Here is a 20,413-nt window from a genome sequence, read left to right on the forward strand (position 1 = left end):
TTTATGAACTACTAACTGTGGAAAGAACGCAAGCGTTAAAAGAACATCATATGAACGCAATAGAACCATTTTATCCTCATGAATCCGATAGCCGCATCATGATGGAAAAAGATAAAGTAGAAGTCGCCAATTGGACGGATGACCTTGAATATATAAGCGAGGAATTAGATTACCTTATAGATATTGAGGACCGGATGCTACACAACACGCAACTGTATCAAAAATTAAAAGAAATAAAGAAAGAGAACAAATCACAAATAGGAACATTACAAAGCTATGGTGGCAACATGCGCCATATAGTAGAATGTGACACTGTACAGTGTGATGCCTTCTATCTGCATAAACATGAAAAAAATAGGTTGGTTTATCTGGAGCATATAAGAAGATACAGGACTTTAAAAAGAATGGTGTTATCGCAAATTATTTTAAATGTGAAAAGCTAAATTTTAAACTCTAACCAATATTTACTGCATAAACAATTAGGGGAAGAATAATGAACAGAAAAGAATAACGGGAAAGGAAGTTTAACTGCCGGCCTAGCAAATCTATTTGAGAATAAAAAAACATTAAAAAAACAATCATGGGGAAAAAGATTCTATTGCCAACAGATTTTTCAAAGTATTCATTGAACGCTATTCAATACGCTATTAAACTCTATGAAAACAAAGACTGTGATTTTTATATCCTAAATACGTATGCAAAAGATACGCATGGGCTGGACAGCCTTACTCTTTTAGATCCCGACGAAGCTTTTAACAAGCTATCTGAAAAACGCTCAAAACAAGGTCTTGGGGAAATACTCACCCGTTTAACTTTTGGAAATAAAAACCTTAGGCATCGTTTTCATGTCCTTTCCCGTTCCACCCTCTTTATAGACGCCGTGAAAGATATAATTGAAGACATGCAGATAGATATCCTTATAATGGGTGCTAAGGGAACGACCAACAAAAGAATGGCAAACTACGGTAAGATGGCTATATCCGTTATAGAAAATATTAGAAAATGTCCTGTTCTCATAGTTCCAAAAAATGCAATTTTCAATTCCAATAAAGAAATTGTGTTAGCTACCGACTTTAAAAACGATTTTAATTTTTTTGATATTAAACACTTGGCAGAAATAGCAAAACTAAGTAACTCCAGCATTCAAATACTAAGTTTAGTAGATACGAATAAGCTGGATGCGGAGCAGGAAAAAAATAAAACACTGCTTACTACCTATTTCAAAAATATTGATCACAACTTCACCATCATACACAATGTAGAGATGAACACCGCATTAAATTGCTTTGTTAAAATGAGGTCTAGTAATATGATTAGTTATATTAATAAAAAACGCACCTTTTGGGAAAGGATGGGTTTTGGAAAACATACCCTGAGCCGGTTGGGATATTTTGAGGATGTTCCTGTACTTGCTATAAACGGTAAATAGAAAAATCCTATAGCACCAGTTAGTTTTACCAGGTATAATTACATTTATTTAAAACTATAGAAACAAACCTAATCCTAATGGTACATGCAGATCGTGTCTCATATGTGCCCTATTTAAAAAGAACAATCTACCGTTGCAGCAGTTTACTACTAAAACGTGACAATTATTCTAAACATAACCTTCCTTTGTTCTTTCTATGACTTAATTTTGCGGTGGAAATATTTAGAAGGAGATTCATGGAAAAGGGATTACACCGCGTATTATACGATTATCTACTAAAAACTGGAATGAGCGATACTTTCGCATCATATCTAAATCTATTTATAGTACTAGTAGTTGCCTTAATTTTAGCCTACTTCTTAGATTTAATTATTTGGAAAGTTTTACGCTCCATATCCTTAAAGCTGGCCAGAAAATCAAAAACTAATTTTGATAATTTTCTTGTTATCAATAAGGCTCCTCGTTTTCTAGCTCACATCATTCCATTATTCATCTTATTTAGGTTTATTCCTTTTGCTTTTTTTCATTTTGAATATGGAGCTCAGGTAGCTCTTAAGGGGCTACAGATACTCTTTGTTGTATTAACTCTTTATATAGTTAAAAGTCTTTTCAAAAGTATAAATGACTATTTAAAGACCAAACCTAGGTTTAGAGATAAACCAATGGACAGCTATATTCAGGTGTTCATGATTTTTGCTTGGTTTATCGGTATTTTGACTATAGTAGCCATAATTACAGATGTTCTAATCTGGAAATTCTTTACCGCTCTTGGAGCCGGTTCCGCTGTAATACTTCTGATATTTAAAGATTCTATTCTAGGTTTAGTAGCCAGTATTCAGGTTAGTATAAATGACATGGTCCGCATTGGCGACTGGATTACTTTTGAAAAATATGGAGCAGATGGTAATGTAAGCGAAATTACCCTTGCCACGGTAAAAGTCCAAAATTTTGATAAAACCATTACCACTATTCCCACCTACTCGCTAATCTCTGACTCTTTTAAAAACTGGAGGGGAATGGAGGTTTCTGCCGGAAGACGCATAAAACGTGCTTTAATTATCCGTCAAAAAAGCATTCGTTTCTTAACAGATGAGGATATAGAATCTTTTAAAAAGATACAGCTCATACAACCCTATCTTACTACAAGAAACGAACAGATAAGTGCGTATAATAAAACTCATGAAATAAATAAGGAACTACCTATTAATGGTAGAAACCTGACCAATATTGGTGTATTCCGTAAGTATGTAAATGATTACCTCCAAAATAATTCTGCTATAAATAAGGGTATGACTTTAATGGTACGTCAACTAGCACCAACACCGCAAGGTATTCCTTTGGAAATCTATGCTTTTAGCTCAGACAAACGATGGGAAAATTATGAGTATATCATGGCCGATATTTTTGACCACCTATTAGCTGCTTTACCCTATTTTGATTTGGAGGTTTTTGAACTTCCTGTTTCTCTAAATGCTTAATTAGGTAAATAGAGCATGAGACCCAGATAGGGCTGTACGAACCCTATTTATCAGAATTTCTGTGTAGTATTGCAAAACTCCTTTTGCTTATACTGTCCTATGATCTGTGAACACATAAAATTGAAAGTCGCTATAGTTCCTATATTGCTGCAGTAGATTATGCATATGAAGTGGGAATTGTTCAATGAGGTGATTCAAACACTAACGAAGTACTGAACACCTGTTACCGAGAGGTAATAGAAATTAAGGTAAAACCTAATATTTTACTGGGTGCAAAAAGAAAAGCCTTAATCAAAATGTATTGTAAAAGTGGTTCCTACATTTACCGTACTGCACGCAGAAATCGCACCTCCCATGGCTTCAATTTGTGTTTTCGTCAAAAACAAACCAACACCTTTTGCATCAGGGTGCCTGTGAAAAACCTTGTTTAATCCAAATAACTTATGCCCATGTTGTTCTAAATCTATACCAAGGCCGTTGTCTTGGAATTTAAGTATAAGTTTTTCGTTTTCAACCTCTGAGGTAATCAGTATTTCCGGTATACGTGCTTCCGATTTATATTTTATAGCATTTCCTACCAAATTGAGGAAAATACTTTCCATATAAATTCTGTTATAGCGAATAGTTGAAGCCTTAGAAAAGTCGCTTTTGATTATAGCTCCGGAATTCAATATTGCTCCGCTCAAAATTTCTTTGGTATGCTTTAATACATCGTCTAAATCAATCTCTTCTAAATCTTCTTTTGAATCACTGATTTTTGTTTTTAATGCATCAACTAAAGTGTTAAGCGTTAAAGTAAGATGTTGAATAACCGTATTGAACTTTACGAATATCTCTTTACGATCTGCTTCATTCTCTGTGTGATTAAATATCTCCAGCAACGCATTTAGATTGGCTACAGGCGCCCTTAAATTGTGGGAGGTTATATGAGTGAAATCTGCAAGTTGCTTATTTTGACTGGATAGTTTTTGTGCTACAAGTTCTAAATTCTCTTTTGCCTCATTAATTTTTTGTTCGGCCAATTTTCTTTTGGTAATGTCACGTATGGCTGCAGAAACCAACAACCCTTCTTCTGTGTGAAGTGGACTCAAACTTATTTGAATGGGTATTTCATCTCCATTTTTCTTTAATGCGTATAAATCCTTGCCAATTCCCATTTCTTTATTAATTGGGGTATGAAAAAAACTACTGCGGTGCGTGGGATGTTCAGGATAAAATCTTGTGGGAATTAAGATTTCCACTGGTTTATCAATTAATTCTTCGGGGGTATATCCAAATAATTTTTCAGATTGTTTATTTATTAGTTGTATAGTTCCCCTATCATTTACGATGACCATAGCGTCTGGAGCAGATTCTAAAAGTCCTCTAAACTTCTTTTCTGCCATTTTAATGTCCGTCACATCTTGGCTAGTACCTACCATTTCAACAATCTCACCTTTTTCGTTGGTATGAACTTCTCCTAAAACGTGAATTGTTTTTAGCTTACCCGAAGTAGTTATAATTCTATGAGTAAAGCTATTAAGCTTTTTGTCTTTTATTGCTTTATCAAAATATTGAGTAACAATTTCTTTATCTTCTGGATAAACAAAACCAAAATACGTATCAAAATTAAGATTGGTTATGGTCTCGTCCAATTCAAAAACGGTATAAAGATTTTGTGACCACTTTACGGTATCGGCAACGGTGTTCCATTGCCAATGGCCCATCATTGAAATCTGTTCCGCAAAATTTAATTGCTCATTTTTTTTCAGAAGTTCACTTTCCGCATTTTTAATTTCAGAAATATCTTTGGAGATTGCTATAAATCCTTCATTGGCATTGTCTCCATTTTTAATAGTGGTAATTGTAGAGAGTACGGAAACTGGCGAACCATCTTTTTTGTAATAGGTCCATTCACGAGTGTCGTTTAACTCCTTTTTAAAAAGGTTTTCATAATGATCATATGTACCTGGATCTTCACCATTTTCTACAGCAATATCATTTCTAAATTTTGTAATTTCAGTCTCGTGAATATATTTTGCAGGTTTTTCTATCCCAACCATTTCTGCCGCAGAATACCCCAATAACAACTCTGCACCATGATTGAAACGATTAATGACACCATTCTTATCTGTTGTTATAATTAAAATAGATTCTGAGTTGAATATAGCTTGCAATTCAGAATGGGCTTTTTGTAAATGACGTTCCGCCATTGTAATTTCGGTCACATCTTGGCAGGTACCGGTTATTTCTATTACCTCACCTTTTTCGTTAGTAAAAACTTCTCCTAAGAGCTGAATTGTTTTTACTCTACCTGAAGTTGTAATAATACGATGCGTAAAACTTTCCCATTTTTTATCGTTTACTGCTTTCTCAAAATGTTGAGCAGTAATCTCTTTATCTTCTGGATGAACAAAATCTAAATATATGTCTAACTGTAGGTCGGTGATTTTTTCGTCAAGCTCTAGAATTTTATATAGATTTTTTGAAGATTTTCCTTTATCGGCAACAGGGTCCCATTGCCAATTGGCCATCTTTGAAATCTGTTCGGCATAATTTAAAAGCTGATTGTTTTTCAGAAGCTCACTTTCCGCATTTTTTATTTCAGAAATATCTTTGGAAATTGCTATATAACCTTCATTACTATTGTCTATATTTTTAATAGCCGATGTTGTAGCAAGTACCGGAACAATAACGCCATCTTTCCGGCGATACATCCATTCTCGGGTATCATTTAAATCGTGCTCTAAACTATCTACATAATAATTAAATGTAGCAGGGTCTTTACCATTTTGCTTTGCAATATCACTTTTAAATTTGGAATGCTCTTCTTTAAGAAGATAGAGTTCAGGTTTTTCTTTCCCTACTACTTCAGCCGCGGAGTAGCCTAATATAGCCTCCGCTCCTTCATTGAATCGATTAATGACACCATTTTTATCTGTTGTTATGATTGAAATAGAATTTGAATTGAATATAGCTGTCAATTCAGAATGGGCTTTTTGCAAATTACGTTCCGCCATTTTACTTTCGGTCACATCTTGGCACGTACCAACCATTTCAACAATCTCATCTTTTTCGTTGGTATGGACCTCTCCTAAAAGTTGAATTATTTTTACCTTACCTGAAGTGGTAATAACACGATGTGTAAAACTTTCCCATTTTTTATCCTTTTCTACTTTCTCAAAATGTTGATTGACAATCTCTATATCTTCTGGATGAACAAACCTAAAATACGAATCAAACTTTAGTTCCGTTATGGATTCATCAAGCTCTAGAATTTTATAAAAATTTTGCGACCACTGTACTTTATCCGCGATCGTATCCCATTTCCAATTGGACAACATTGAAATCTGTTCGGCAAAATTTAATCTATCATTTTTTTCCAGAAGTTCTTCCTCTGCATTTTTAATTTCCGAAATATCGGACAATACAGCGATAAAGCCCGTATGCTCACCGTTTTCATCTTTAATAGATGAGACCGTTGTTTGACATGGAAATGTTGACCCGTCTTTTCTGCGATGTGTCCATTCCCGGGTATCATCCATATCTTTTTTTGAAAGATCTATATATTTTGAGATATCTTCAAAATGGTTCAAGCTAGATGACCTTTCCCCATACAATTGCTTTAATTCATTTTTAAACCTTACTAGTTCATATTCTGCAACAAATAACAAAGGATTGTTGATTCCAACAGTTTCTGCAGACGTATAGCCTAACAAAACCTCTGCACCTCTATTAAAATTATTAATAATACCATCTCTGCCAGTAGTGATGATTGCAATGGCTTTTGAATTGAATATAGCTTGAAGTTCTGAGTGGGCCTTGTTTAATTGTTGTTCCGCTAGTTTTGTGTTATTGATATCTTGAACTATCCCAAAAAGCCTAGTTCGTTTTCCTTCCAAGTATTCTACTCTCCCTACTACCCTAGTCCAACAAATATTACGCTTGGCAGTTACGATTTCTAATTCCAAATTAAAATGAGTGCCGTCTTCCCTAGCTTTTTCAATTGCATTTTCTAATTTCTCTCTACTTTCGCCTTCTTTAAAAAAGTTGACACCACTATCTAAAGTCGGGACAAAATCTTCTGAAACCTCGTGTATTTCGCGAGTTATTTTACTCCAATAAACCTCACCTGTTAATAGATTTATTTCCCAGGTTCCAATTCTGGCAATTTCATTTGTTTTTTCTAGTATCTCGTCAATTCTAGCCTGCTCTAGCTCTTTTTCCTTTCTACGTGTAACATCTCCGGTATGCATTAAAATACCGCCAATTTTGTCCTCTGATATGAACCAAGGCCTAACATCCCAATAAATCCATTGTACGGAACCATCTGTGCGTTCAAAAGGCGTTTCTTCACAAATATCCGTTGCGCCATTTAAACACCTATTGTGCATATCTTTCCAATCCTCACCTATTTCGGGAAAGATTTCATAGTGGGAACGACCTATTATTTCTATTCCTTCTAAGCCGTAATCCTTCACCCATGATGGAGACGCGGCAATATAGCACATGTTATTATCCACCATAGCCATTGCAGTAGAGGCCTGTTCAATAAACATTTTCTGATACTCCTCCTGTGACTTTGATTTGTTCTTAGATGTCCCCAATTATTAAAATTTTGTAGGAATTTTATTTAAGATAATGATAATAATTAATGTAGGGTAGAATTTTTAATGGATAATTGTAATTTATTAAAGAAAAACCCTACAATTACAAAACGGAGTATCGTTAAAATATTGCCATATTCAACATTTTAATTTGTATTAAAGGCACCCTATTTATTTCTTTACCAAGTTTTTATACCGTGTAGCACAGAATTAAATAAAAGAGGAACTAATAGTATAAACTAATCAAATTCATAAGTAAACTATACTAGTGCATTGTTCAAGAATATACCCAAAGTCTGTTTTTGTGTTATAGCCTATTTATTAAGGTGTCTCTACTAAAGATTATATAAACAAAACTCTCCTGCATTCAATAGTTATGAATACAGGAGAGCGTTTTATTTACTTCGTTTACCCAATACAAAATGGGATCGTCAAGATAATCTTTATGTCCTATGGATTAGTGGACCAAATAGATGCATTTGCTAACATGGCTCTTCTAGGTAATTTTAAACCTGCAGTAATCAATTCTGCAAAATCTTCTGGTTGCATAACTTTATCCGGGTTACCGTCTGTAATGCCTAAATCCAAAGTCATATCTGTGGCAATGGTACTTGGTGTTAACGTAGATACTCTAATATTGTCTTTACGAACTTCTTTAGTCAATGCTTGAGACATGCCAATAACGGCAAACTTAGATGCTGAATAAGCCGAAGTATTTGCATTACCACTTAACCCAGCTGTAGACGAGATATTGATGATATCTCCTTCTTTATTCGCTATTAAGTGCGGTAAAACTACCTTGGTTGCGTAATACACTCCCAATACGTTAACCTCAATCATGCGCGTCCATTCGGAGACTTCCATTTCATTGAAAGGGGCAAAATTTCCAATACCGGCGTTGTTCATTAAAATATCTACTCCGCCTAAATCTTGAATGATACTTGCCATTCCTTTTTGTACGGCTTTATAACTACTTACATCAAATGCCGCATAGGTGGCATTTACACCTAACTTCTTAAGTTCAGCTACCGTTTCTTTTAGAGTATTCTCATTTTGTCCCGTTATTCCAACGGCAATACCTTCTTTTGCAAAAGCAATTGCAGTGGCACGGCCTATTCCCCTACTCCCTCCGGTAATAATAGCTTTTTTACCTTTTAAATCTTCCATCTTAAAAACTATATTTTTTAATAAAACTTTCTACAGCAAGATTAACAAATCTCACCTAATTTCCTGAGCCTAATAAGTATATTTAATGCTTTTAAATGATTCAATAAACCGGGAACAATTTAAGCTTCCTGCAACATCTCAGTTAATACTTCCTTAAAAACATGTACTGGTTGCGCACCGGTTAATGCACTCTTCTTATCAAATACAAAAGTAGGCACTGATGATACACCTAGTCCTTGCCAATACTGCTCTTTGGAAGTAACCTCATAAACAGCGGTATCGTCATCTAATCTGGCCATACCTTTTTCTACATTTAGGCCTACCGCTTTTAATTCCTGAGCTAAAACTTCTCTATCCGAAACATCTTTTCGTTCACTAAAAAAAGCGGTTACAAAACGCATCTTAAGTTCTGTTTGTTTACCATTTTCTCTAGCATAATCAAGAAGTACATGAGCTTCACGAGTGTTAGCCATACGCATCTCATCAAAATAATCAAAAGTAAAACCAAGCTCTTCACCAGCTTCTACCATACGTTGCTGAGACTCTCTTTGCTGCTCTATAGTAGACCCATATTTATTGGCAATATGCTCAATTACATTTTCTCCTTCTGGTGGCATCTGCGGATTCAACTCAAACGGTTGCCACTCAATCTCTATCTTATCTTCAATACCTAATTCAGAAATGGCTTTTTGCAAGCGTTTATAGCCAATGGTACACCAAGGACAAACCACATCTGAAACAATATCTAATTTTATTTTTTCTGCCATAACGTAAATTTTAATTTAATTGAAACACTGAATTTATACTGGGTGCTTTTCTTAATCTACCGTCTAAGAAATAATTAGATTATATCACTAATTTGAATTACACCCTTAACATTTGTATAATTAGGAACATCTGCAGCAAATGTTGCCCCATGGGGTCCAAAAGACTTTTGAAATTCCTCTACGGACTCAAAATATAGGTTAGCTATTGCCACATAAGGTGCAGGCTCACCAGGTTCTCTTCCTGCCACCCCTTTTTCTACCTCAACTTTTTTAAGCGAGCTCCCTACCAATTTCTTAACCATTGGTATATGTGTATTTACATAATATGCTAAATCGAACTCTACATTTTTACTATTTGGATATAGTACTGCTACTTTGATCATTATTTTATTTTTTATTCTGTTCCTATTTCTATAATATCAATTCTTACCTATGGGATTCAACTTATCAGCCGGAAAATGATTCCATTTAAAACTTTCTACAGTTACTCTATGTACGTTCTCACTGGTGTCATCTTTAGGTTCACCAATTTGCGCTGTCAACACAAACGGTACCAAAACACCATTTACGTTTCTATAGTCTTCAAATTGCATGGAACCATACAAAAAATTTGGTGCGGGTTTAGGATTATTTCTTGTAGTAAACGTGGCCGCTTCCACAAGACCACTTTCTTTACCTATCCATACCACATAATGGTCGTAATCTTTAGTAGTTTTATTACCCCAACTCACAAAAATTTTGTCAACTTTTTGTCCTCTTAACTCATCTTGACCAACATACCTTATAAACGGAGCTTTTGATAAACGGTCAGGAAATTCAAAGAAATACTGTAACTCACCAAGGGTGAAAATAATTCCAGCATCGTCCTCTACTTCCGTATGATACTTTATATGTTGTTTTTCATAATAATCATTAGCAATTATTCCAGCTATGTATCCTTTTTCATCCCCCTCCAAAACTTCCAGCTGACTATCAAAATTACCAACTTTGAACCGAAAAGCTACTTTGGGATTCTCCCATGTATACGGTGACCCCACTTTACCCATCAATCCAGTCCAATAGTCTTTTCCAATTGCTTCGTAAGTTGAAAACTGGTTGAGTTTATTTAAACCTTGTTTTAGTACCGCCTTATTTAATAACTCTTTAGCATAAGCTATCTTTTCTTTAGATTGATTATTGTCTTTGACATCATCGGTTCTCAAATCGGCTAGGACAAATGCACTGATTGCCATAAACACAGCAAGTATCGCAAATACAGATAGTACAATTTTACTTAATTTTTTCATGGTTAAGTAGGGTTTACTAGGAACAAAAGAACTTGCCCGAACATACGGGCAAGACCATTAAATGATATACCTAAGAACTGCTAGTCTAGAACTATCCGTTCATATCTGCCAATACCACATTATCAGAAAAGCTTTGGTAAGCCCCTTCAACTTGCTTTGCCATAACATCTGGAAACAAGTGAAAGTCACCTGCTTTTAATGCGCTAACAATACCTTCTGCAACCTCTTCAGTAGTTGAATCTGTTTCAAAACCAGCACTTGCAGCCATATCCGTATCAATAGGACCCGGATGAACACTTAGAATACTAACTCCCTTAGCGCCTAATTCTGTTCTCAACCCTTGGGTTAGAGAATAGGAAGCTGCCTTAGATGCCGAGTATGTAGACAATTGTGAAAAGTTTTTAATGGAAGCAATAGAATTCAACTGTACCAAAGCTCCTTTTTTATCTTCTAAAGTCTTGGCGAAAGCATTAGCTACACGCAATAATCCAAAAGCATTGACTTCTAGTTGTTGTCTAAAATCTTCTTCTACATTTTCCCCTATTGTAGCGTATGGAGTTCCCAATCCTGCGTTGTTTACAACAACATCTACATCATTGGCTTTCTGAGCTAAATCTTTAATAGATTGTGAATTAGAAACATCTGCTTTAATGGTTACTACTTTGTTACCATACTTTTCTTCCAATTCTTTGGTAGAGCTTGTATCACGTACTGCCAAATATACTTTTTTGGCGCCGTGGTTTATAAAAGATTCTACAATTGCTTTACCAATACCACGATTGGCTCCTGTTACCAATGCTACTTTATTTTCTATTGAAATGCTCATAGTTTATATTTTTTTGTACCGAACTATTTAAGGTCGATTTATTAAAATGACTAGAATTAATAAACCTTCCGCTTTATACGGAAGGCTTATTTATTGCCATCATGCTTCATTAGCTAACAACATTAGGCAATGTTCTTTTTATTTTTTCCAAGCAAATTTTTGGAAGGGTGCATCAACAGGAGTCTCTGCTATGTGATTCACGTAGTTACTGATTACCTTTTGCGAAAGACCTAATACAATTTCTAACAGTTGTCTTTTTTCATAACCAGCTGCGTAAAAAGCTTGGATATCCTCTTCACTAATGTTACCTCTTTCACGTACTACTTTTAATGTAGTTTCATGTAATACTTGTAACTTTTCAGATGGTAATTTAGTGCCGTTTCTTAACGCTTCTGTAATAGCATCATCTACCTTCATCATTTTTGCAATGGCCGTATGCGCAGGTACACAGTAATGACAAGCGTGTTCTACGTTAATTGTTTGCCATACAACTGTAAGTTCATCATTGTTGAAAGATGAGTTTACGAAAAGCTCATGTAAAGATTGGTAAGCTTTTAATAAACCAGGTGATTCAGCTAATACGCCATGTAAGTTTGGAATGCTACCAAAACTCTTTACTGAATTTTCTAGTAATGGCTTACTTTCTGCTGGTGCTGTTTCTAAAGTGTGTATTGTTAATGTGCTCATAGTTTCTATTTTGATTTATTCTTAAATTTATTTCTAAGCAAATGCTTAGTTTAGGTGTAAAAAATTTTTATATGTTCAAAAATGTAAATTCAATTGTGTCGTTGAGTTGGCTTTGGTCGAAAACTTTTGATGAAACTGACAAACCTAATAAACTATTCATTAAATAATTTGATTGTCGTGCGGCTTCCTCTGCCGTATTACCTTCTTCCTGCAAAAGATTATCTACAAACAATTGTTTAATATCATTAGCAAAATCCAACAACTGCTCCATGATTATAGGGTCTCCGTCTTCTTTTATCTCATTTACCGTATTGGTTACTAAACAACCTCTGTTCTTATCCTTTTCTTTAGCAAATTCTAAAAAATCATAGAAGTATTGCTTAATGCCTTCCTTTCCATTATTAGATTTAGAAAGCTTATCAGTTATAGACCGTATTCTCTTTTTGTACGCATTAATACTTTCAAGAAAAACACCCTGCTTATTTCCAAAACTAGAGTAAATAGAAAATTGGTTGATACCCATTTCCTTTTCCAGCATACGAACAGTAGTAGCCTCATAACCATTTCTCCAAAAAAGAGCGGTGGCCTTTTCTATTACTTCCTCTTCGTTATATTGCTTCTTTCTAGCCATTGTTTCTAAACTACGATACAAAACTAAGCACTTGCTTTGTTATTACAAACTTTTTAAGAATAATTTAGCTTTTGAGTCTAAAAAAACAGCTCAAACGTCTTGTTCATATACCTGCGAACCAGACGTTTGAGCTGCCAATAAAACTACTTATTACTTTTATCTACCTATAAGAAACGGCAATCTTGGCCAGTTGGCCAACAATCTTAACCGAGTCTTTCATGGATAATTTAGAGCCATCTGCATGAATCCATCTTTTAAGTGGCTGCTCACAAATTATGCGCTTTGCTTCTTCTTTACCGTAATGCTTTCTCATACGCATGAAAATCTCAACATCAAAAAGCCATTTGGTAATGAATTTTTTATTGAACATAGTTGAAGCAATCTCACGGTCCATTATTTTGGCGCCACACTGCGTATCCTTGAACGGCATACCCAAAATGGTCTGTATGATCATGTTAATGGTCATACTTATAATTTTACGGGCAGATTCTTTTGTGATATTCGCGCCCATTCTACTAATTCTAGAACCACTTACAATCTTAAATTGAGAATTTTCAATTGTTTTGACTAAATCGTCAAAGTCTCTAAAATCTGTTGAAAGATCGGCATCTAAATATCCTAGATAATCCAATTGTTCATCTTTAATCATATGTAAGATACCTTGGCGTACCGCTTCTGCCTTACCACCATTCTTCTCACAATTATATACACTTATATTAGACTCGTTCCCTTTGCGAAGCTCATGTAGCACCTCTAGAGTTTTGTCTGTACTTCCATCATTTACGAAACACAAATGATATCCTAAATTCTCTTGCGCAAAGGCTTTGAATTCTGGACCTGACAAACGGTCTTCTTCATTATAACATGGTATTACTACACCTACGCAATTCTTTTGCAGCATTCGGGCATTATCATTTGTTACCGCTTCTTTTTGAACATCCGGTGCACCAATAATTCGCTTTATCCGTGCAGCCATTTCATCCAAGCTAACCGGTTTTTTCATATAATCATTGATACCTAAATCAAAACCATCTACAATGATTTTCTCATCGGTATTACCGGACATCACCAATATTGGTGTTTCGGATTTCTGTTCAAGCCGAATGTGTTTTACCACTTGTAGTCCTGACATGCCTGGCATATTAATATCCACCAGCACTAAGTCTGGCTGAAAATTATCAAATACTTCTATGCCCTGCTCACCAGAGCTGGCTGTTTTAACCTCATAACCTAGTTCTAATAATCTCTTTTCAACTGAAAGCAAAATCAATTGCTGGTCGTCAATGGTTAATATTTTCATGGTGGTATTTTTTATAAGATGTGGGATCCTAATTTTTTGTTTATGCTTTTACTTTTTCGTGCGTTAATCCAATTGCGTTTACGTCTATTATTTCGCCTTTGGATTTTTGAACCTGAATGGCTTTGAAATAATCTAAATACATTTGGGTGATGGTACTCATTGGTAGCGAACAAGCGGCCTCGTAATTAGTTTTGGCCAACTCTGTTCTATAAGCATCATCAGTAAGTATTTTTTCTATGGCATCTGCTAAAGACGCTTTATTCTCTGGTAAAAAGAATTCGCCTCTATAGCCTTCTTCTTGAACAAGTACACTTAAGTCCCCTAAGTCTGGAAGAGCAACTGCTTTTCCGTAGCTTCCTGCTTGGTGTAAAACTCCAGAACTACCTGTAGTAGAGGTATACGGAAAGACCACTACAGCACTTTGACCAAAAATAACGGGTACATCTTCTTCGGCTACATAACCAGTGAAACGTATTTGAGGTACATGGCTATAAACTTCTTCCATTTTCTTTAAATATCCAGGAGTATTGGGACTATCTGTACCTGCAATTACAATTTCAATATCTTCATTGCTTCTATTCCGGATTACTTCTACAGCCTCTATAAGTACCTCAACCTTTTTGTAGGTACCAAACTTTCCAAAAGCCATAACCTGTTTAGGTCCTGCGGGAAGGTTAAAATCTGGTTCCGGAGGTGTTTCAAAAGAACCGTGCGGAATTAATGCAATGTTCTTCGCTTTATATTTATCTTCTAGAATAGTTACATACTTGCTAATGGTCACCGCCAAAATATCTGACGCCAAAACAAACTTCGTTAAAGTGGTTCCAATAAAACCGTATACCTTTTGAAGTATTTTACTTTTAGTAAACCCGGCACTATCCAAATCTACTTGCTCCAATATATTGTGCAATAATGAAATGGTAGGAATACCTTTAAATTTGGTTGCATAAGGCAACATCAACCCTAAAGCTGCTGGTATCTTTTTATCACCAAATTTCAAAAACTGCAAATTAAAAAGTACAGCATCTGGTTTATGGATACTAATAGATTTATTAACTGTCAATAAGTTCCAATAGCTATTAAAATCCCAACATTCTGAAACCGTAATTTTACAACCTTCTCCTTCAAAAGAAAGGTCTTTTGGCTCCTCCGTTTTATCTGTCATCAAAATAATTTCTGTGACTTCTTCTTGCAATCTAAAATGTTTTACAAGATAATATCCGTACTCGGTCAATGTGACTTTACTAGGAGGATATGCGGTTACAATGGCTAGTTTCATACTATAGGTTTAATTTTTTGGGACTATCTAATGAAAAGTTATCTTATGTTTTTATACTGATTTTCTAAAATTATCAACTTTCTGGCACGCTCTTATTACCCAATTCTTTGCTTGCAAAATATACCAACTGAACGACCAGTAATATTGACATGGCTATAAGTTGCATATGCACAACACTTTCCAAGTTGTCATGATACAATACCACCAATACTATTTGCGAAAGACCTAATACGCCGGATAGAATAACCGGTACATAATGGTCTAACGATAAAAAGTAATATGCGAAAATATTGGATATAGCGAACAGGGAAGTAGCCAATGCATACTGCCATAACAAACTGGACATGGCTACATACGAATCGCCGAACATTAGAGTTATAATCAATTCCGGGAATAGGTAACATGCTGCTACAATGCCAGCAGAAAGCAACCCTATATAGGATACATATTTAAACAAAATTGGTGCTGTTGGCTCGCCATCTTTTTGTTTCTGTACTACTACAGGAAGTAAGAGCATTACGAACATCCAAGCTACAAAATACACTACCCTGCCTATTAAAGCTAAAGAGGCATATAGACCAGCTTCGGTTGGTTCAAAATAGTGCTTTACTAATAGAACATCACTATTATTTATGATGATTTGAGTAAACTCATAACAGGCGGTCAACCATATAAATTGTGAGACCCGCTTTGCATTATCTGGACTTAGTTTTCTAGATTCTTTAAAAGATATTGATGTACTATCCGAAGGAAAAAGTCCAAAAAGAAAAGATAGAAAAATACCTAATGCCACCAATGTTCCTGGCTCTATGTCTAACAAGAAAAGTAATATCATGGTGAGTAACAACCGGCTCCACATTTCTGTTTGATAGGTGATAGATAACTTACCAAATTCTTGTTTGCCCTGGTACGCACCTCTATTTACACTCATAAAAAAGTAAATAGGTATGCCTAAACCAAAGATGATGAACATCCAATGACTTTCTGTATTGAAAAGTGATTGCAATTGTTTTGAAAAAATAAGAATGAGTACGCCTATAATAAGACCTACAATACTCGCTTGACGGTAACTTATGTTCTTGAAAATCTCCCACTCCTTACCAGAAAAAATTACTGCAAATTTTGCCGTAGCCAGTTGAAAGGTCATTCCCATAAAAGACAAAACCAATAGCAAGGTTACTAAAAGTGCAGCTTCCGAAAATGCTGCGGGACCTAGCAATCTACCTAACAAAAGGTTGTACAGATAGTTGCCACCATTTACTAAGAGCACGCTTCCCATGAACAACTGCTCTTGAGATACTTTCTTAAACATTAACTTTATGGCGGTCATAGTTGGTGATATCTAGGTTTTGATTCTTATCTATAGTATTATGTTCTTCCAGCGCTAGTTTTGGTTTTAAAAAGTATACTTATCTGTATGTCAAATATGTAGTACCGGGTTTTAGCTGGAATGGCGAACATGATACCTAAACGATATTTTGTTATAATATTGTAGGATTTAACTTATAATCGATAAAACGTAGCGTTTCATAGAATTATTCTGCACTTCATCGATTATGAGCGCAGTCAATTTACACCAAACCTATACCTTCTTAATCTCTTTTCTTTTCATTAAACTCCCTCTATCGCGACTTCTCCTTCAACTTCTATTATCTATTCAAATTACTACGCATCATAGTATTACAATTCTTTTATCCATTAAAAAAGGATGAAGTTTATGGCATCTTTCAATACTCAAATTTATATGTATCTACGGTATTTTTTGAGATAGAAAAGTTCATATCCACTCAATTGTAAACCAACGGCTCAAATCAATAGATATGCAATACCATCGATGAAATACAATATAAACACCTTTATAATGTTATATTTTCTGACAATTAACTACCAATGCAACGCACCAATGTTTTATTGATCTTGGCACTGGTCATAGGTATAGCATTTCATGGGTCGAGTATCTTCTTTACTCTTGAGACTACCTATGACGCCCTGATTCATTTATTTTTTGCCGATCATTACGCCAATAGTTGGTTTGAACCGTGGGATTACCGTTGGTATACGGGTTTCACTGTACAAGCTTATCCTCCATTGGTGCACCAGTCTATTGGTATTCTTTCCCATATTGGCGGACTCAAATTTGGAATGTTCAGTGTAGCTATGATAGGCATAGTTCTCTTTATAACCGGTGCCTATAGATTTGGTCTTTTAATGACCGGTGATAGAAAAATAGCTGGGTATACAGCTTTGCTTGCCGTGTTTTCATCAACCTTTGTAGAGACTTTACATATTTTTGGGCAATTGCCCAGTATAATTGGGCTATCTGTGCTTTTACATTCTTTGCCGGAAATATATCTCTGGGTAAAAACCGGAAAACTCAGGTATATAGCTACCAGTCTTTCATTAATCGCTGTAACGGTAACGTCCCATCATGTGACACCTATTTTTGGAATGATATTCTTTATCTTTCCTTTGCTAGGAATGGCCGTAATGGACTCCGCCAGAGATGAAGTCAATAGTTTTAAGGAAGTACGTTTTGGAGTCTTTTTTAAGCAATTCAAAAAGTGTTTTTGGCGCATTGTTATTTTTGGATTTTCTTCGTTATTTTTAATTGTTACTTGCATCCTTCCCTATTGGATCAATTCCAAGAAAAACCCAATTACCCAAGTCCCCATTCCCCATGGGTCTAGGGACAATTTTCTTGAGGTAACCTCATCAGGACTTGTATTTTTTGTTATTCCCTGGGGAATTTTGACTTTTGTTCTACCGTTTTTGTTTTATCGTTTTTATAGTAGACGATTCATCTTTTTTGGATTGTCATTTTCTATGTTAACCCTTTTGGGAACAGGAGGCACCACACCTTTACCCCTTATATTACTTGGTGAAACAGCTTTCAACATATTAACTTTAGACCGTTTTACCCTCTGGGCAACCATTATGGCATTACCTCTTTTTGGTGAGTTTGCCTACCGTATGGTAGAAGGAGATCTTAAAGACCTTATTCAAGAAAATTGGGGCCGGGTGTACCATCGTATTCTAGGTGGATTAATTATGGGAGGTATTTTATTCATGGTCATTTTCACCATGAGTCTTGGCTATTTTAGACCATCGCAACCACAGAAAATAAAGATGCAACCCATCATTAACTTTCTAAGTCAAGATTCACATGACCATTGGCGTTATTTACCATTAGGGTTTGGTGATCAAATGGCATGGTTATCGGCACAGACAAAAGCCATGACTGTAGACGGAAATTACCATTCCGCACGGCGGTTGCCCGAGCTTACTACAAGAGCAATAGAACGACTTGAGAACTCAAAATTTAGGGGTGTTGAGGGTATTGGTTCGCTACAGCAATTTTTGACCGTACCTGAGAAATACAACCTTAAATACATATTTTCCAACGATAAATTCTATGATCCTATACTCTACTTCTGTGGTTGGCAGAGGTTACAGCAACTAGAGAATGGAATTATGGTCTGGGAAAAATTAAATGTCCCTCCATTCCCTACCATAATACCCAAAGAAGATGTACATGTAGCCCTAAAAGTTATGTGGGGAATCATACCTATCCTTACTGTTCTTATTGCATTTATTATAAACATTCAGTGGATATGGGTCAGAGCTTTAAAAGCAAAAAAACTACCCCAAGGGGAGTTTATGAAATACGCTATTAAGTTCAAGAATTTTCCTAAAAAACTGATAATCATCAATCATATTTGGGCTGTTATTATATTAATTGTTTTGGGGTATGGCATCTATTTATTCTACATTAAAAATGTAGATCAAATTGCCCCTACTAATGTGGTTGAAGCGTATTATGATGCTTTGGATTTTAAAGAATTTAATAAAGCATATTCATTTTTGAATCCAGATAGTGACAAAACTATTGCGCAATACATGCTGGAAGTATCCGTAACAGACGGAATTCTTAGTTCGTACGCAAAGTTAGATTCTTTAGGTATTGAATTTTTACAAGAAAATGATACCACTGCGCGGGTAAAAGCTGCTACAAGGTGGATTACCCCTTTAGAAAGTATTGATAAGGACTACTATCATAGCCTCGTTAAGAAGAAAGGTAAATGGTATATTGAACCCTCTTCATTAGATAACGATTTACCACCGGATCAATTGTTTACTTCTAACAATACAACTTTCTTTAATCATGGTAGACGAAAGGTTACGACCCAGCAAACCCATCATGAAGATGTTCTAAAACAACCGGTTCTGGAGGTTTTAAGGGCTAAGCTGGTAAAGTATCAAGGCAGTTATAGTATCATTGGCGAACTTCAAAATGTAGACCACGTTCCTGCAGATGTGGTCATTAAGGGTACATTGTATAATGATCAAAATAAAGAATTGGCGACTTATAACGCAAAAGATGTAGCCAAACATAAATTAATGCCCAAAGAGACTACTACTTTCAGGATAGATTTTGAAGGTATAGCATGGTCATCTACAAAAGATACCCTGCCTCCAACGTTTGATCCTGATCAGTTTACACCTATGACGTTCGAAGAGCAACCTACCAAATTTAATTTGCAATGTGCAGGCAATGTAGCTAACACAGATTTATACAAACAGGTAAGTTTACAAGAACTCATTTTTGAAGATGATAAAATAAGCGGTTCACTTTTCAATTCCGGTATTCAGGAAGTGACCATACCTCAACTTTTGATTTCATATTATGATGAGAGCAAAAATCTTTTATGGGTAGAACATGAATTCTTGACCGACGGTGTCCGCATTCAAAGGAAGCGCTATTTTGAATATGAACCAGCCTGTTTGACAGATATAAAACTTATTAATAGTAGTCTTGAAAATTGCTTCGTAAACGGAAGTCCAAACTCGGAAATAGGTAAAAAGCTATTTCCTAATAGAGACAAGTCTCATGCCGAAGACCAGCTACAACCCTATTCTGGTAATGGATTTGATTATTTAAAATTTGAGTTGAACAGTTATATTGGTAATCCTAAATGA

General features: G+C 35.4%; 15 protein-coding genes. 4 read left to right on the forward strand and 11 right to left on the reverse strand.

Features of this window, described 5'->3' with window-relative positions; translation table 11 throughout:
- Positions 1–50: 50 nt before the first annotated feature.
- The 3 genes from IWB64_RS00150 to IWB64_RS00160 all read left to right on the forward strand — a co-directional run bounded on the left by IWB64_RS00150 (position 51) and on the right by IWB64_RS00160 (position 2,907).
- The gene (locus IWB64_RS00150) at positions 51–443 is read left to right on the forward strand and encodes a hypothetical protein (RefSeq protein WP_194532107.1); all 393 of its coding nucleotides are present in this window, start codon (positions 51–53) and stop codon (positions 441–443) included.
- 137 nt (positions 444–580) lie between these two features.
- Positions 581–1,429 (forward strand): universal stress protein, encoded by an 849-nt coding sequence (locus tag IWB64_RS00155; protein ID WP_194532108.1) that lies wholly within the window; start codon positions 581–583, stop codon positions 1,427–1,429.
- A 236-nt stretch (positions 1,430–1,665) separates the two neighbouring features.
- Positions 1,666–2,907, forward strand: coding sequence for a mechanosensitive ion channel family protein (locus IWB64_RS00160; RefSeq protein WP_194532109.1), 1,242 nt, complete (start codon positions 1,666–1,668; stop codon positions 2,905–2,907).
- Between the two features lie 287 nt (positions 2,908–3,194).
- Here IWB64_RS00160 and IWB64_RS00165 read toward each other — a convergent pair whose 3' ends face one another.
- The 11 genes from IWB64_RS00165 to IWB64_RS00215 form a co-directional block, all read right to left on the reverse strand.
- Positions 3,195–7,493, reverse strand: a complete 4,299-nt coding sequence (locus tag IWB64_RS00165; RefSeq protein ID WP_194532110.1) for a PAS domain-containing sensor histidine kinase — start codon at positions 7,491–7,493, stop codon at positions 3,195–3,197.
- A gap of 450 nt (positions 7,494–7,943) precedes the next feature.
- The gene (locus tag IWB64_RS00170; RefSeq protein WP_194532111.1) at positions 7,944–8,660 is read right to left on the reverse strand and encodes a 3-ketoacyl-ACP reductase; all 717 of its coding nucleotides are present in this window, start codon (positions 8,658–8,660) and stop codon (positions 7,944–7,946) included.
- A 119-nt stretch (positions 8,661–8,779) separates the two neighbouring features.
- Positions 8,780–9,427 (reverse strand): DsbA family oxidoreductase, encoded by a 648-nt coding sequence (locus tag IWB64_RS00175; protein ID WP_194532112.1) that lies wholly within the window; start codon positions 9,425–9,427, stop codon positions 8,780–8,782.
- 74 nt (positions 9,428–9,501) lie between these two features.
- Positions 9,502–9,810 carry an EthD family reductase gene (locus IWB64_RS00180; protein WP_194532113.1) on the reverse strand — a complete coding sequence of 103 codons (309 nt, stop codon included), beginning with the start codon at positions 9,808–9,810 and terminating at the stop codon, positions 9,502–9,504.
- Positions 9,811–9,846: 36 nt separating this feature from the next.
- Positions 9,847–10,713 (reverse strand): hypothetical protein, encoded by an 867-nt coding sequence (locus IWB64_RS00185; RefSeq protein WP_194532114.1) that lies wholly within the window; start codon positions 10,711–10,713, stop codon positions 9,847–9,849.
- Between the two features lie 91 nt (positions 10,714–10,804).
- Positions 10,805–11,539 carry an SDR family oxidoreductase gene (locus tag IWB64_RS00190; RefSeq protein WP_194532115.1) on the reverse strand — a complete coding sequence of 245 codons (735 nt, stop codon included), beginning with the start codon at positions 11,537–11,539 and terminating at the stop codon, positions 10,805–10,807.
- 138 nt (positions 11,540–11,677) lie between these two features.
- Positions 11,678–12,226, reverse strand: coding sequence for a carboxymuconolactone decarboxylase family protein (locus IWB64_RS00195; RefSeq protein ID WP_194532116.1), 549 nt, complete (start codon positions 12,224–12,226; stop codon positions 11,678–11,680).
- 67 nt (positions 12,227–12,293) lie between these two features.
- The gene (locus IWB64_RS00200; RefSeq protein WP_194532117.1) at positions 12,294–12,857 is read right to left on the reverse strand and encodes a TetR/AcrR family transcriptional regulator; all 564 of its coding nucleotides are present in this window, start codon (positions 12,855–12,857) and stop codon (positions 12,294–12,296) included.
- A gap of 160 nt (positions 12,858–13,017) precedes the next feature.
- Complete coding sequence (locus IWB64_RS00205) at positions 13,018–14,157, reverse strand: response regulator (RefSeq protein ID WP_194532118.1); 1,140 nt, start codon at positions 14,155–14,157, stop codon at positions 13,018–13,020.
- Between the two features lie 40 nt (positions 14,158–14,197).
- Positions 14,198–15,436 carry a glycosyltransferase gene (locus IWB64_RS00210; protein ID WP_194532119.1) on the reverse strand — a complete coding sequence of 413 codons (1,239 nt, stop codon included), beginning with the start codon at positions 15,434–15,436 and terminating at the stop codon, positions 14,198–14,200.
- Positions 15,437–15,509: 73 nt separating this feature from the next.
- Positions 15,510–16,766 carry an oligosaccharide flippase family protein gene (locus tag IWB64_RS00215; RefSeq protein ID WP_194532120.1) on the reverse strand — a complete coding sequence of 419 codons (1,257 nt, stop codon included), beginning with the start codon at positions 16,764–16,766 and terminating at the stop codon, positions 15,510–15,512.
- A 560-nt stretch (positions 16,767–17,326) separates the two neighbouring features.
- On the opposite strand from IWB64_RS00215, the gene IWB64_RS00220 reads away from it, so the two are divergent.
- Positions 17,327–20,413 (forward strand): hypothetical protein, encoded by a 3,087-nt coding sequence (locus IWB64_RS00220; RefSeq protein ID WP_194532121.1) that lies wholly within the window; start codon positions 17,327–17,329, stop codon positions 20,411–20,413.

Origin of the sequence: Zobellia nedashkovskayae (assembly GCF_015330125.1) — a bacterium.
In the GTDB taxonomy this organism is placed as follows: Bacteria; Bacteroidota; Bacteroidia; order Flavobacteriales; family Flavobacteriaceae; genus Zobellia; species Zobellia nedashkovskayae.